The 12,457-nt window shown below is 51.5% G+C and carries 12 protein-coding genes and 2 pseudogenes; all 14 read right to left on the bottom strand.

All coding sequences use genetic code 11. The features are described 5' to 3' along the window. Nucleotides 1–194: 194 nt before the first annotated feature. Nucleotides 195–1,508, bottom strand: coding sequence for an ATP-binding protein (locus ACQKDS_RS19855; protein WP_399673922.1), 1,314 nt, complete (start codon nt 1,506–1,508; stop codon nt 195–197). A gap of 2 nt (nt 1,509–1,510) precedes the next feature. After that, nucleotides 1,511–2,194 (bottom strand): response regulator transcription factor, encoded by a 684-nt coding sequence (locus ACQKDS_RS19850; protein WP_399673900.1) that lies wholly within the window; start codon nt 2,192–2,194, stop codon nt 1,511–1,513. 344 nt (nt 2,195–2,538) lie between these two features. Then, nucleotides 2,539–3,420: a cysteine synthase CysM gene (gene cysM, locus ACQKDS_RS19845; protein WP_399673902.1), complete on the bottom strand. Its 882-nt coding sequence runs from the start codon at nt 3,418–3,420 to the stop codon at nt 2,539–2,541. A gap of 239 nt (nt 3,421–3,659) precedes the next feature. After that, nucleotides 3,660–4,748: a sulfate/thiosulfate ABC transporter ATP-binding protein CysA gene (gene cysA, locus ACQKDS_RS19840; protein WP_399673904.1), complete on the bottom strand. Its 1,089-nt coding sequence runs from the start codon at nt 4,746–4,748 to the stop codon at nt 3,660–3,662. Continuing rightward, nucleotides 4,738–5,613, bottom strand: coding sequence for a sulfate/thiosulfate ABC transporter permease CysW (cysW, locus tag ACQKDS_RS19835; protein ID WP_399673906.1), 876 nt, complete (start codon nt 5,611–5,613; stop codon nt 4,738–4,740). The genes cysA and cysW overlap by 11 nt, the downstream gene beginning before the upstream one ends. Continuing rightward, nucleotides 5,613–6,446, bottom strand: a complete 834-nt coding sequence (gene cysT, locus ACQKDS_RS19830; RefSeq protein WP_399673908.1) for a sulfate/thiosulfate ABC transporter permease CysT — start codon at nt 6,444–6,446, stop codon at nt 5,613–5,615. Before cysT ends, cysW begins: the two co-directional genes overlap by 1 nt. Then, complete coding sequence (locus ACQKDS_RS19825) at nt 6,446–7,468, bottom strand: sulfate ABC transporter substrate-binding protein (RefSeq protein ID WP_399673910.1); 1,023 nt, start codon at nt 7,466–7,468, stop codon at nt 6,446–6,448. Before ACQKDS_RS19825 ends, cysT begins: the two co-directional genes overlap by 1 nt. Before the next feature lie 309 nt (nt 7,469–7,777). Then, nucleotides 7,778–8,677: a Dyp-type peroxidase gene (locus ACQKDS_RS19820; RefSeq protein WP_399673912.1), complete on the bottom strand. Its 900-nt coding sequence runs from the start codon at nt 8,675–8,677 to the stop codon at nt 7,778–7,780. A gap of 269 nt (nt 8,678–8,946) precedes the next feature. Beyond that, nucleotides 8,947–9,531: an RpoE-regulated lipoprotein gene (locus ACQKDS_RS19815; protein ID WP_399673914.1), complete on the bottom strand. Its 585-nt coding sequence runs from the start codon at nt 9,529–9,531 to the stop codon at nt 8,947–8,949. Nucleotides 9,532–9,677: 146 nt separating this feature from the next. Further along, a complete protein-coding gene (locus tag ACQKDS_RS19810; protein WP_399673916.1) occupies nt 9,678–10,172 on the bottom strand; it encodes a DUF2919 domain-containing protein in 495 nt (164 codons plus the stop codon). Nucleotides 10,173–10,481: 309 nt separating this feature from the next. Beyond that, a complete protein-coding gene (locus ACQKDS_RS19805; RefSeq protein WP_399673918.1) occupies nt 10,482–10,742 on the bottom strand; it encodes a hypothetical protein in 261 nt (86 codons plus the stop codon). A gap of 49 nt (nt 10,743–10,791) precedes the next feature. Then, nucleotides 10,792–10,955, bottom strand: a pseudogene (locus ACQKDS_RS19800) (type VI secretion system tube protein Hcp); the annotation flags it as partial. Nucleotides 10,956–11,270: 315 nt separating this feature from the next. After that, nucleotides 11,271–11,750 carry an Hcp family type VI secretion system effector gene (locus ACQKDS_RS19795; RefSeq protein ID WP_399673920.1) on the bottom strand — a complete coding sequence of 160 codons (480 nt, stop codon included), beginning with the start codon at nt 11,748–11,750 and terminating at the stop codon, nt 11,271–11,273. Between the two features lie 236 nt (nt 11,751–11,986). Beyond that, a pseudogene (locus ACQKDS_RS19790) lies at nt 11,987–12,364 on the bottom strand (hypothetical protein); the annotation flags it as partial. Nucleotides 12,365–12,457: the final 93 nt, after the last annotated feature.

Here is a 12,457-nt window from a genome sequence, read left to right as displayed (position 1 = left end):
GTTTTAACAAATCAAAAGGGGTTTTTATAACTGGCTCAAAGCTGAAAGCTTTACTGAACCCCCAGCCTAGCTGGGGGTTTTCTGCGCACAAAAAAGCGCTATCGAACGCAATTGAGCGACGATAACGCCATAAGTATTTATTTCTAGCCAATAAGCGTAGTAAAGCTTAACCCTAAAGCAATATTCCCCTATGGTTAATGCCAGCGGGGTACACGCAGGGTGATCACCAAGCCACTTGATTCACCATTACGCACTTCGATTTGCCCACCGTGTGCCAGCACTACCTTACGCGCAATCGCCAACCCTAACCCGTAACCCTTGCCGGATTTTGCTGATTTCATCCGCACAAACGGATCAAAAATGCTGGAAAGTTTCGCGGCTTCTACGCCAGGCCCTTGATCGCTGACCACGATTTGACATTGATTGTCGATACGCGTCAGTGTAACCGTGACACACTGCCCACGGCTGGAAAAGCGTAGGGCATTACGCACGATATTATCTATCGCACGACGCATCAGTTCAGCATTGCCTTTTACGGTGTATTCTTCGTGGGGATTGGCCTGCAGGACGATATTCACCTCAGGCAGTTGGGCTTCATAGCGCGCATCGTTAACAACCGCGACAACCAGCCCATGCAGGTCAAAATACTCTTCGTCCGGCAATGTGCTGTTTTCAGCACGCGACAACGCCAGCAGCTCACCAATCATTTTGTCCAACCGCTCCGCTTCGTGCTCAATGCGCTGTAACGCGCTCTCAACGTTGCTCGCATTCTGCCTCGCCAAACCAATCGCCAATTGCAAGCGCGCCAAGGGCGATCGCAACTCATGGGAAACGTCATGCAATAGCTGTTCACGGGCGCTGACCAAGACATCCAGCCGTTCGACCATCGCATCAAAATCATGTGCCACGTCTGAAAGTTCGTCATGACGCCGTCGCATCGTTGGGAACAAGCGAACGGTGAGATCGCCCTGCGCTACCCGTTCAAAACTTCCACGTAATTGGCGCATCGGCCGCGTCAGATTCCATGCCAGCAACGCGCTGAACAGCAACCCGCCCAATCCGCCCATCCACACCATTGGCGTCGGTATGTGAAAAATATGCCAGCGTCTGTTCATGCGGTATTGCGAACGCAGACCATCGACGTCGTAGCTTAGCAAATAACCTTGCCTATCAGCGCCTTGTACCCAGCGGATCATATGTTTCGGCATTCCCCCCAAAGCCTGCCCGTTTGGCATTGAGCTGGGTGCTACCTCCGCAGGTGTCACCGTCAAAAAACGACGATTCTCAACCGGCCAGTCCGCTATCATCGCGTTCAGCGCTGGCATACCGCCACTTTGCAAAACAGAGGCCGCCGACGTCATTTGCAGATTAACTAAACGCCGTGCTAATGAGCTTTCAGGCGGTTCACGGTTGCCATACACGGCAAAGGAAATCCACAGCGCCTGCATCATGATGATGAAAACCAACCAATATCCGAGCAGAATTTTCCAAAATAATCGTCCACGCATCATCATGACCTAATGCGATAGCCAATACTGCGCACCGTCTCAATGCTGAGCGTATTACCCGGCAAGGCAGCCAGTTTTTGACGAATATTGCTAATGTGCACGTCAACACTGCGATCGTAAGCTTCACGTGACCGCCCTAAGCCCTGCTCAGACAGCTCATCTTTCGATACCACCCGCTCCGGCGCACGCAACAGCAACTCCAACAAGTTAAACTCTGAAGCGGTCAGATCGATACGTTGCCCACGCCATTCACTGATGCGCGTCGACGGATCAAGCCTCATATCACTGAGAACCAGCGCCACGTTTTTATCAACTGGCTCCGGTTGTTCTTCAAAACGGCGCAGTACCGCACGCAGCCGTGCCACCAGTTCGCGCGGATAGCACGGTTTTGGCACGTAATCGTCGGCGCCCATTTCCAAACCAATCACCCGGTCAATATTGTCACCCTTGGCGGTAAGCATAATGATCGGCAGGCGACTCTTTTTACGCACCTCGCGCAACACCTCGATGCCACTCATATCAGGCAGCATAATATCGAGGATCATCGCGCTATAGTCGCCTGACAGCGCCCCTTCTACGCCAGCCTTACCGGTGAGAACCAGGCTGGCGTTAAAACCTTCTGCACGCAGGTATTCACTCAGCATCGTGCCCAGTTCCAGATCGTCATCGACCAATAAAATCTCCATTCGTCACTCCTTTACTGATTTGCGCTATTCTCACGCCTATGGGCGCCTCTCGCAGCCTCTTTTACTCAATCCTTACAAGTTTAGGCCGATGGGATTAAAAACAGCGTGATGACACCGCGCCCCGCGAGAAAGGCAGCGCAGTGCCAAGATTATCGGATTAATGAAGGTTAGCACTGCGCTTTGGCGGATGTCGCCTGTGTTTTGGAAAGGTGACGGCAAAAAACGACGCGACCAGAATGTGCATGACAACGATCACGCTGCTTCGATAGCAGCGGCTCTCCGGCACTGTAAAATACCGCCGCTGCGCAAACGTCAAATCATTCGTCAGGCTACAAATTACCGTGTTAGTTGAAAACGCCGGTTGAAAGGTAACGATCGCCGCGATCGCAGATAATTGCCACGATCACTGCTCCCGGATTAGCCGCCGCGATGCGCAACGCCCCCGCGACAGCCCCGCCAGAACTGACACCACAAAAGATGCCTTCGACCTGTGCTAATTGGCGCAGGGTGGTTTCTGCTTCACGTTGGCTCATATCCATCACTTGATCGATCATGTCTGGGCGATAAATCCCCGGCTGATAGCCCGGGGACCAACGACGGATGCCGGGAATATGGCTCCCCTCTTCCGGCTGCAAGCCAATAATCTGTATCTGGGCGTTCTGGCTTTTCAAATAACTCCCCACACCGCTAATCGTGCCCGTGGTGCCCATGCTGGAAACAAAGTGTGTGATACGCTGCTCTGTCTGCCGCCAGATTTCCGGCCCGGTGGTGGTAAAGTGAGCGTAAGGATTATCCGGGTTATTAAATTGATCCAGTACTTTGCCCTGTCCCTGCTGTTGCATTTCCAGCGCCAGATCGCGTGCCCCCTCCATACCCAGCTCGCGGCTGACCAGAATCAACTCTGCACCATACGCACGCATCGCAGCCTGCCGTTCCATACTCATGTTTTCCGGCATCAGCAGTTTCAGACGATAACCTTTCACCGCCGCGATCATGGCCAGTGCAATCCCCGTATTGCCGCTGGTCGCTTCGATGAGCGTATCGCCAGGCGCAATCTCACCGCGCAGTTCAGCCTGCTTAATCATCGCCAGTGCCGCACGATCCTTGACCGAACCCGCCGGATTATTGCCTTCCAGCTTAAGCCACACTTCGCTGCCAAGCCCTGCCGCCAAGCGTTGTAATTTCACCAGTGGGGTATTGCCGATGTAGTGTTCCAGCGTTGTCACAATTTTTGCCCGTGTATTGGTGTGCATAATATAAAAAGGCAACCCAAAGGTTGCCTCAGACCGTTGACAATGCCAGTTATTAGGAAGAGCACAGCGATGGGAGCGTCGTGGCGTAAGCCAGTGGAGCGTCCCTCGCTATGCTAGGCTCAAATGTCTCGAGCCATCAGGCGATGTTGTCATCAACCTCAAGGCAACCCAAAGGTTGCCTTGAAATAATATTTATTGGCCGCTAAAAACTATCAGGCGCTTTTAGCTAATGCAACAGGCTGTAACAGTTGGTCGCCAGCATACAGACGCGCATTGAGGCTGCCGACATAGTAGCGACCGCCGCGCACCGGGGGTTGATGACCTTCCGACAGTACCACACTGATGGGATCTTGATGCCAGCCAATCGGTTGAACGGTTAACTGCCAGAAGTGACCGCGTGGAGTAACTTCCAACACCTGAACCGGCAGCGGGCAACGGGCGCTGCTTTCCGTACTGACTTCCATTTCCCACGGACGCAGGAACAGCTCGACGCTGCCCTGATGCATCGGTTGAAATGCCAACGGCCATTGATGTGCACCAACAAACAGTTGTGAACCACGAATTTCGCCGTTCAAACGGTTAACTTCGCCCATAAACTCCAGCACGAAACGGCTGGCAGGTTCATGCATAATCTCGATAGGCGAACCCACTTGTTCGATATTACCTTGGCTCATCACAACGATGCGATCGGCGACTTCCATCGCCTCTTCCTGATCGTGCGTCACGAACACGCTGGTAAATTTCAACTCTTCATGTAATTGGCGTAACCAACGACGTAATTCTTTACGCACCTGCGCATCAAGCGCACCAAAAGGTTCGTCCAGCAACAGAATTTGCGGTTCCACCGCCAGCGCACGCGCCAACGCCACACGCTGCTTCTGGCCACCGGACAGTTGTGACGGATAGCGGTTAGCCAGATGCGCCAACTGCACCATATCCAACAATTGTTCAACCTTCTGCTTGATGGCTGCCGCATTAGGCCGCTCACGGCGTGGCAATACCGTCAGGCCAAAGGCAATGTTGTCAAATACCGTCATGTGGCGGAACAGCGCATAATGCTGGAACACAAAGCCCACGCGACGGTCACGGGCGTGAACGCGGCTGACGTCGGTACCGTGGAAGCCCAACTTACCGCCGCTCTGCGCCTCTAGCCCGGCAATAATCCGCAACAGCGTGGTTTTCCCCGACCCAGACGGCCCCAGCAACGCGACCATCTCACCAGAAGGGATATCGAGCGAGATGTCGTTCAATACTTTAGTACGACCGAAATATTTGTTGATGTGGTTAATCTCAATGCTCATGATTTCCCTCCCGCTCAAGACGTGCGTTCTGGCGTTCCAGACGCCATTGCAGAGCGCTTTTTAAGAATAATGTGACAATTGCCATCACGGTTAACAGCGCGGCGGCGGTGAAAGAGCCGACGGTGTTATAATCCTGCTGCAGTAACTCTACCTGTAGCGGCAAACTGTAGGTTTCACCGCGAATCGAACCGGACACCACCGACACCGCACCAAACTCACCGATGGCACGGGCATTGGTCAGCACCACGCCATACAACAGCGCCCAGCGAATGTTTGGCAGCGTCACGCGCCGGAACATCTGCCAACCTGAAGCGCCCAATAAGATCGCCGCCTCATCTTCTTGGCTGCCTTGGCTCAGCATGAGCGGCACCAGCTCACGGACCACAAACGGACAGGTGACAAACACCGTCACCAGCACCATCCCCGGCCAGGAGAACATCAGTTGGATGTCGTGCTCATCCAGCCAGCTCCCCAGCAGGCCATTACTCCCGTAGAACAGGAGGTATATCAGCCCCGCGACCACCGGAGATACGGCAAACGGAATATCAATCAGCGTCAGCAACAGTTGACGACCGCGAAAGGTAAAACGCGTCACCAGCCAAGCCAACAAGGTGCCGAAAATCAGGTTCACCGGCACGGTAATCAGCGCGATCAGCACCGTTAGCCAAATGGCGTGCAGCATGTCGGGTTCAAGCAGATTGCGCCACATTTCACCAACGCCTTGTGAGAGGGCGTTGGCAAAGATCGAAACCATTGGGATCACCAAGATCAACAGCGAAAACAGCACGCCGATAGTGATCAGTACCCATTTGCCCCAGTTTACGCGCGGGCGCTCTACGCCATTGAAGGCAGAAATATCAGCCATTAGTGCCCCCCGATGCGCTTGCCAAACCGGCTTTGTAGTGTGTTAATGCTAAACAACAGCAGTAATGACGCCGCTAAAATGACCGAAGCAATGGCACTCGCTGCCGGGTAATCAAACTCCTGCAGACGCACAAAAATCATTAAGGAGGTGACTTCGGTTTGCCACGCAATATTGCCTGCGATAAAGATCACCGCACCAAACTCCCCCAGACTGCGGGTAAAGGAGATCGCCGTACCGGCCAGCAGCGCTGGCGCGACCTCAGGTAACACCACGCGGCGGAAACTTTGCCAACGGCTTGCCCCCAGCGTTTCGGCGGCCTCTTCGTATTCTGGCCCTAACTCTTCGAGCACCGGTTGCACTGTTCGCACCACAAACGGCAGGCTGGTGAACGCCATTGCTACGGCGATCCCCAACCAGGTAAACGTCACCTTGATGTCGAAGTGCGCTAACCATTGACCATACCAACCGGTGGTAGAAAACAAGCCCGCCAGCGTCAGGCCCGCAACCGCTGTCGGCAAAGCGAAAGGCAGATCGATCAGGCCATCTAACAACGTGCGGCCAGGAAAGCGATAGCGGGTCAGGATCCACGCCATCAGCATGCCGAATAACGCATTAAACAGGCTGGCGACCGCGGCCGCTAATAGCGTAACTTTATATGCCGCCACCACCTGCGGATTTGAAATCACCGCCCAATACTGCGCCAGACTCATTTGTGCCAGTTGCATCACCAGCGCGCTCATCGGCAACAGCAAAATCAGGCAGGTATAAAACAGGCTGCTCCCCAGACTCAGGCCAAACCCTGGTAGTACCCGTTTGCTCGACAACGACAACATTACTTATGCCCTGCTGCTAATAACTGCTCTAATTCGCCGCCGCTGGCAAAGTGCGTTTTCATTACCTGCGGCCAATCGCCAAACTGCTCTTCCACCCGGAACAGCTTGGTGTCAGGGAACTTATCTTTGGCGGCATCCATCGCTTGCTGGTCATAGACGCGATAATAAAAACTGGTAATAGTGTTCTGCGCCGCAGGACTATAGAGATAATTCAGATACTCTTTGGCCGCCTGCGCGCTGCCGTTACGCTCGACGTTTTTATCGACCCATGCCACCGGAAACTCCGCCAGAATATCTACCGGCGGCACAATCACTTGATACTTGTCTTCGCCATACTGTTTACGGATATTGTTGACCTCTGATTCAAAACTGATCAGCACATCACCCAACCCACGCTCGACGAAAGTGGTCGTCGCACCACGGCCGCCGGTATCGAACACCTCAACGTTTTTCAGGAACCGGGTCATGAACGCACGGGTTTTCGCCGGATCATTGCCGTCAGCCAGGTTGGCGGCACCCCAGGCAGCTAAATAGGTATAACGGCCATTACCGGATGTTTTTGGATTTGGGAACACCAGTTTCACATCGTCACGAACCAGGTCACTCCAGTCGTGAATACCTTTTGGGTTGCCCTTGCGTACCAAAAACGCCATGGTGGAATAGAATGGCGAACTGTTATTCGGCAAGCGTGCTTGCCAATCAGCCGGGATCAGTCGACCACGATCGTGCAAAATCTGCACGTCAGATACTTGGTTGTAGGTAACGACATCGGCACGTAACCCTTGCAGAATCGCCAACGCCTGTTTGGAAGAGCCTGCGTGTGACTGCTTAATGGTTAGTTTGTCGTTTGGATGCTGTTGATTCCACTGCTGTTCGAACCCAGGATTCAGCGCGGTAAACAATTCACGGGATACGTCGTAAGAGCTATTGAGCAATTCGGTGGCCGAAACGGTACCGCTAGCCAGCAACGCTGCCGCCAGCCACCCTTTCAGCATGAGATTTTTAACCCGTGTTTGTTTCATTCTGCACCTTAGCTAACTGTGTCAATCTGCCGGACTATTGCCCTGAAGATAAAAGGCCGGCTCGCCACTCGTTGGCATCGCCGAACACTTACGGTCACGCCTCGTTGCGCCGTGCATTCACCCATCGTGAGGCACACGCGCAACAGCGGGACACAGCCTAGTGTATTTATAACTTGGTGCAGATCTGTAACGCTTTTATATACCGTTTAGTGATTTTCAAGCATCAAATGCTATAAGGCAGGAACAGGGCGGTGTCTTAGAGGGGAAGCCAAACAGCGGGGCCAACGAATGCAGCCCCGCAGAGACAGATTACAGTGACATCAAGCGGGTGAGAGAAGGTGCAAAGTAATAGCTGCCGGTTACCGGGCGAGTAAACCGCAACATGGCATCATGCTTGCCATCCAGTTCACCGAACATGCTAAGCAGTTGTTTTTCAATGTTGTGTAAACGCGCGCAATAGGCAATAAAATACAGGCCATGCTTACCGCTGGCCGTGCCGTAAGGCAGGCTTTGGCGTAAGATTTTCAAGCCGTTGCCGTCTTCTTTCAGATCAACCCGGCTAACGTGCGACGTATCCGGCCGTGCTTCCGGCGGCAACTCTTCGCTATCATGTTTTGTACGCCCGATGATCTGCTCTTGCTGTTCGGTGGTAAAGCGCGACCACTGACGCAAGTTATGCTCATAACGCTGTACCATCACATAACTGCCGCCTTCGTCCTGCTCGCCTTGGCCGATCACCGCCACCGCCGAACGCTGCTCACCTTGTGGGTTCTCAGTACCATCAATAAAGCCACTGAGATCACGCTCTTCCACCCAACGGAACCCATGGGTTTCTTCTTCAATCTTGATAACACTGCCGAAGGCCGCCAACGCCGCCTGAGCCAGCGTAAAGTTAACATCATGACGCAGGGATTGGATATGGATCAGCATGTCGCGCTGTGTGGCCGGCGCCAACCCTTTGCCTAATGGCGTAAACGGTTTCAACTCTGCGGCGCCTTGCCCATTGGAAAGATCGTGCCAAACGTCATAGCCAAATGCGATCGTTGCGCCCAAATGCGCATCGGGGAATTGCTGTTGCAGCTCACTTAAGGTCTGACAGAATTGTTTACAGCCGTGACGCAGATCGGTAAATTCGCCCTGAACCTCAGCTTCCATAAAAATGGCAAAACGGCAGTGTTCCAGCAGGATGCCGCTCTGAACCTGTGTCATGTAGTTATCCTCGTTCTGTTGGAGATTGACGGTGGTTCGCGCACGCGTCCATGATCCCCTTATGACTTGAAACTGCGTAGTTATCGGCAATAAACGCGCCTCAACCTCGGGCTTATAAACGCGCTTGCTTCATCGAGCGAACACTCGGCGGGCATGCCAATAATCTGGGAGTTATAAACGCAAATATCATACCTTACGCGAACGGAATCACCTTGCCCAAACGCAAAGAAAATCGGCATTCCGCCGTTATGGCAGACCAGATAAGAGGATTATTGCGGTTGGGCATGCCAGATAATTTTGCTAACCGTCCAACTTTTCAACGTATCGTCTGGCGGCATAATTTCTTGTGGGCCAGCCCATTTACCCGTGAAGATATAAGTGACATTTTTACTTTGGCTGGCAACGCATTCGACGTTACCGGCATCATCACCGCTCGCACGCTGACATGACCCAAAGGCTTTGCTATACAAATCACCAAACGGCGTACCGAGTTTGCTCCCCCATTCAGTGGCAACATTCTGATCCATTACCTCTACCCGCTGCACACGCCCTTTCGGTTCACCCCGGATGACCAACTTGATGTCGTCGCCATCCATTGCCTGATAAAAGGCAATGATATCGCCATTATTGGTGCCCATGCCGCTGCGCAAACGGTAATCGCCATTCAGGCCGTCGTTCACTGCGCTTTCCGACATCGGTGTTCCCGCGTTGATCCCCCCAACGCCGTTACCGCTCACCGCCAAGCTGTCGCCGAACCAGTTGAAGGGCGACAGGCTTGACCATGAAACATGAGACATCGTCGAACAGCCGGTCAGTATCAGCGGCAGCCCCAATAACAATGGGCGAATATTCATCTTATAACTCCTTAACTTCAATGACATAGGCTAGTTCAATTTATCAGCGTGATTCTGCGACTCAGACTCTCACAACTGTTCGCACTCCGCTATCGGTTGCGAGCTTGGAGTACAGAAATTGCGAAAAGTGCCGCAAACCTACGGAATCATATTGGGCCATTACCCACCACGAAGCAGGCCTTGAGCCGTGCATTTAGCCACAGATAGCTCAGCGCTAACGCATCCAACAACGCCAAAATGATATCCAGCCCGACGGCATTACCGTCTGGCTGCCACACGCCGTGTAACGTTCCACCGAATGCAGCCAACAATGACGCCATCAACACCCAGCGCCACGCCCGCCACAAGCGCGCCCACGTCGCACGCCGCCCGCTCAACAAAAACGCCAGGGCCGCAGGTAAACCAAGCAAAATACCGTACCAAAAACGTTGCGGATCGGGGTAAAACAGTTGCAACAGGCTTTCGCCCTGTTGGCGCGATGCACCCGCTATGATAAACAGCAGCCAAGTGCGGGCCTGCAATATCAACACGCCCCAAAACCACAGCGGCAAACGCAATATGCCATGATGATCATAGTCATCAGGAGAATAAATCGGGGATACCTTCACGGCCGCTTCCTTGTTATCACACAGTGTCTTCATACAGATGGGGCAAATTTTTATTCTTTCAATGAATCGGCTTAAGACCCCCTTAAGATCCTTGTGCTTTAATTAACTCACACACATAGTGCCCTAATGGTTGGGTTAATCATTCACTGAATAAGATAAGGAAGCTTAACGATGAAAAAACTGACGCTGCTCATGTTGATCGCCCTGCGCAGTACACCAACTCTCGCCCACTGAGCCATGTTGAAAACGTCAACTTACAGTACAAGAAAATAACTTAGCTCTATGCTGACTGTTCCGATGCATGGAACGAACGAACTATAGCGTGATAATGTGCTTACACCGTTAGATGCAACGCATTTTCCGAATTAAGAACATGATGACGGTATAGGTCAACCAAGCGAAAAAGAATGTCCCAATCACCCACAATAGCACGCACAGATCATCAAAATTCTCCTGATTCACCGAGCCGTCTTTCCAACGAGCAAAATCCTGTGTCGTTTCTAAGCTGATAAATCTAGCTGGATCAATAATATGTGCAAGCCCCCACACTAAAAAAATAAACAAGGCAAGTTTTGCGAATCTACGGGCAAGTGTTATAGCCATTGCTGACAACCTCAATCATTCCATACGCCATAAGGTCTTTCATGCAGGGAACGCGCCTACCTGTAAGTTTTCCCAGCACGGATCCACCGGAATCACTACACCGTGGGGCAATGATTTCAGCTCAATGGAGCCTAAACGCAGTGGCATTATGCAGCTACCGATAATAGGAGAGCCATTTTTATCTTCAAGCCATAAGTGTGCGGGTGTAGACATAATATTTCCTTATGAATAAATTCAAGATAATGCTAATGTTTGAACTTTACAATTTCATATATCGATAAAATAATCATCACAAACACAAAGAATAAGGGGATAAGCCAAATTGGGCTGTCCGGGAACATTTGAAAAAGGACAACTGCAAATAAAAGTGTCAATAAAGCAGGTCCGTACATCGAAATCAATGACCTGAATATCCGCCTGAAAAACCTTTTAATAAGATTAATCATGGTTATCGAATCACCCTGGTGATGAGTCTACAATTCTCGTTAGTACCAGAGGAAACATTTGCCTCCTCTGATGTCCTTCTAATCAAGCACAACAACGGTCATTCCACGAATCACGATAGATGATATTTCCATCAGTATACTTCCAGGTGATCGCCTCATAACGTAATTCGAGCGTTTCAAGGTGAGTACTACTCATACCGTTAGGGGCCAGATATGGCGCAACCGTTGTGAACTTGACGTTTTCCAGAATGATATTGAAATACTCGGCCTCGATGCCTGATTCCAGAATACGATACATCTTGATTGTCGCCCTCTTCATGGTTCGACCTTCACAAACTGCGCGGTACAGGAGTGGCGTTGTCTGATCAAATTCTTTCACTATCGTGATAGGGCGGTGAACACGTGTGCCTGTAAGTTTTCCCCAGTTAGAATCAACGGGGATAGTGACGCCGTGAGAGAATGATTTCAACTCAATGGAGCCTAAACGCAGTGGCATTATACAGCTACCGATAATCGGAGAGCCATTTTCATCTTCAAGCCATAAATGTGCGGGAGTAGACATGTAATTTCCTTATCAGTGAGTATTAAATATTAGGTTTCCAACGTTTCACCATTTACAGTAACGCGTAAAAATAACAATCATAACTATGGCGAATACGCCTATAGGCCAAACTGGACTATCAGGAAAAAAATAGCCCTGAAGTAGTGCAAAAATAATCGTGAGAATCACTGGCCCGTACAGCGATGATAAAAACCTGAGTTGCCACAGTAGAAACTTCTTTAGTAATTGAATCATAGTTATCGGATCATCCGGGTGATGATGTTAGCTATACCGGAATCAGACGACCATTGAGCTTCAAGTGCGCCCGCACGTTCGAACACCGGTTCAATAAGGAAATACATCATTTCCAGTTGTTGCATGTAAAGTGCAGAGTAATAGGCTGGATATTGGACATTTAGACGATAGGCACTGTCCGCCGCTTTTTGAACCAGGCCATACGTAGCCATAAACCCAGCAGCCGTACCCGCTGCACGTCCCGTAAGTGCACTGAGTTGCATACTCAGATTCAATCCAATACGGACGCTGGTAGCGACTGCTAAAGCATATCCTGCACCTGTAAGAGTGCTGGCAGCGATATGGATATTCACGGCCATTAGTACTTTTTTAATGTACTCTGATCCTACCCGCGTAATGTGGACACGGCCCTAAGCGAGATTCTGGTTTTCAAATTGTTCCGGACTGAGTCCGCCACAGGCACTGTGGCGACG

The organism is Serratia sp. NPDC078593, from assembly GCF_050268245.1.
Taxonomy (GTDB): Bacteria; Pseudomonadota; Gammaproteobacteria; order Enterobacterales; family Enterobacteriaceae; genus JBNNGK01.
This window is presented reverse-complemented; position numbering and strand designations above follow the sequence as displayed.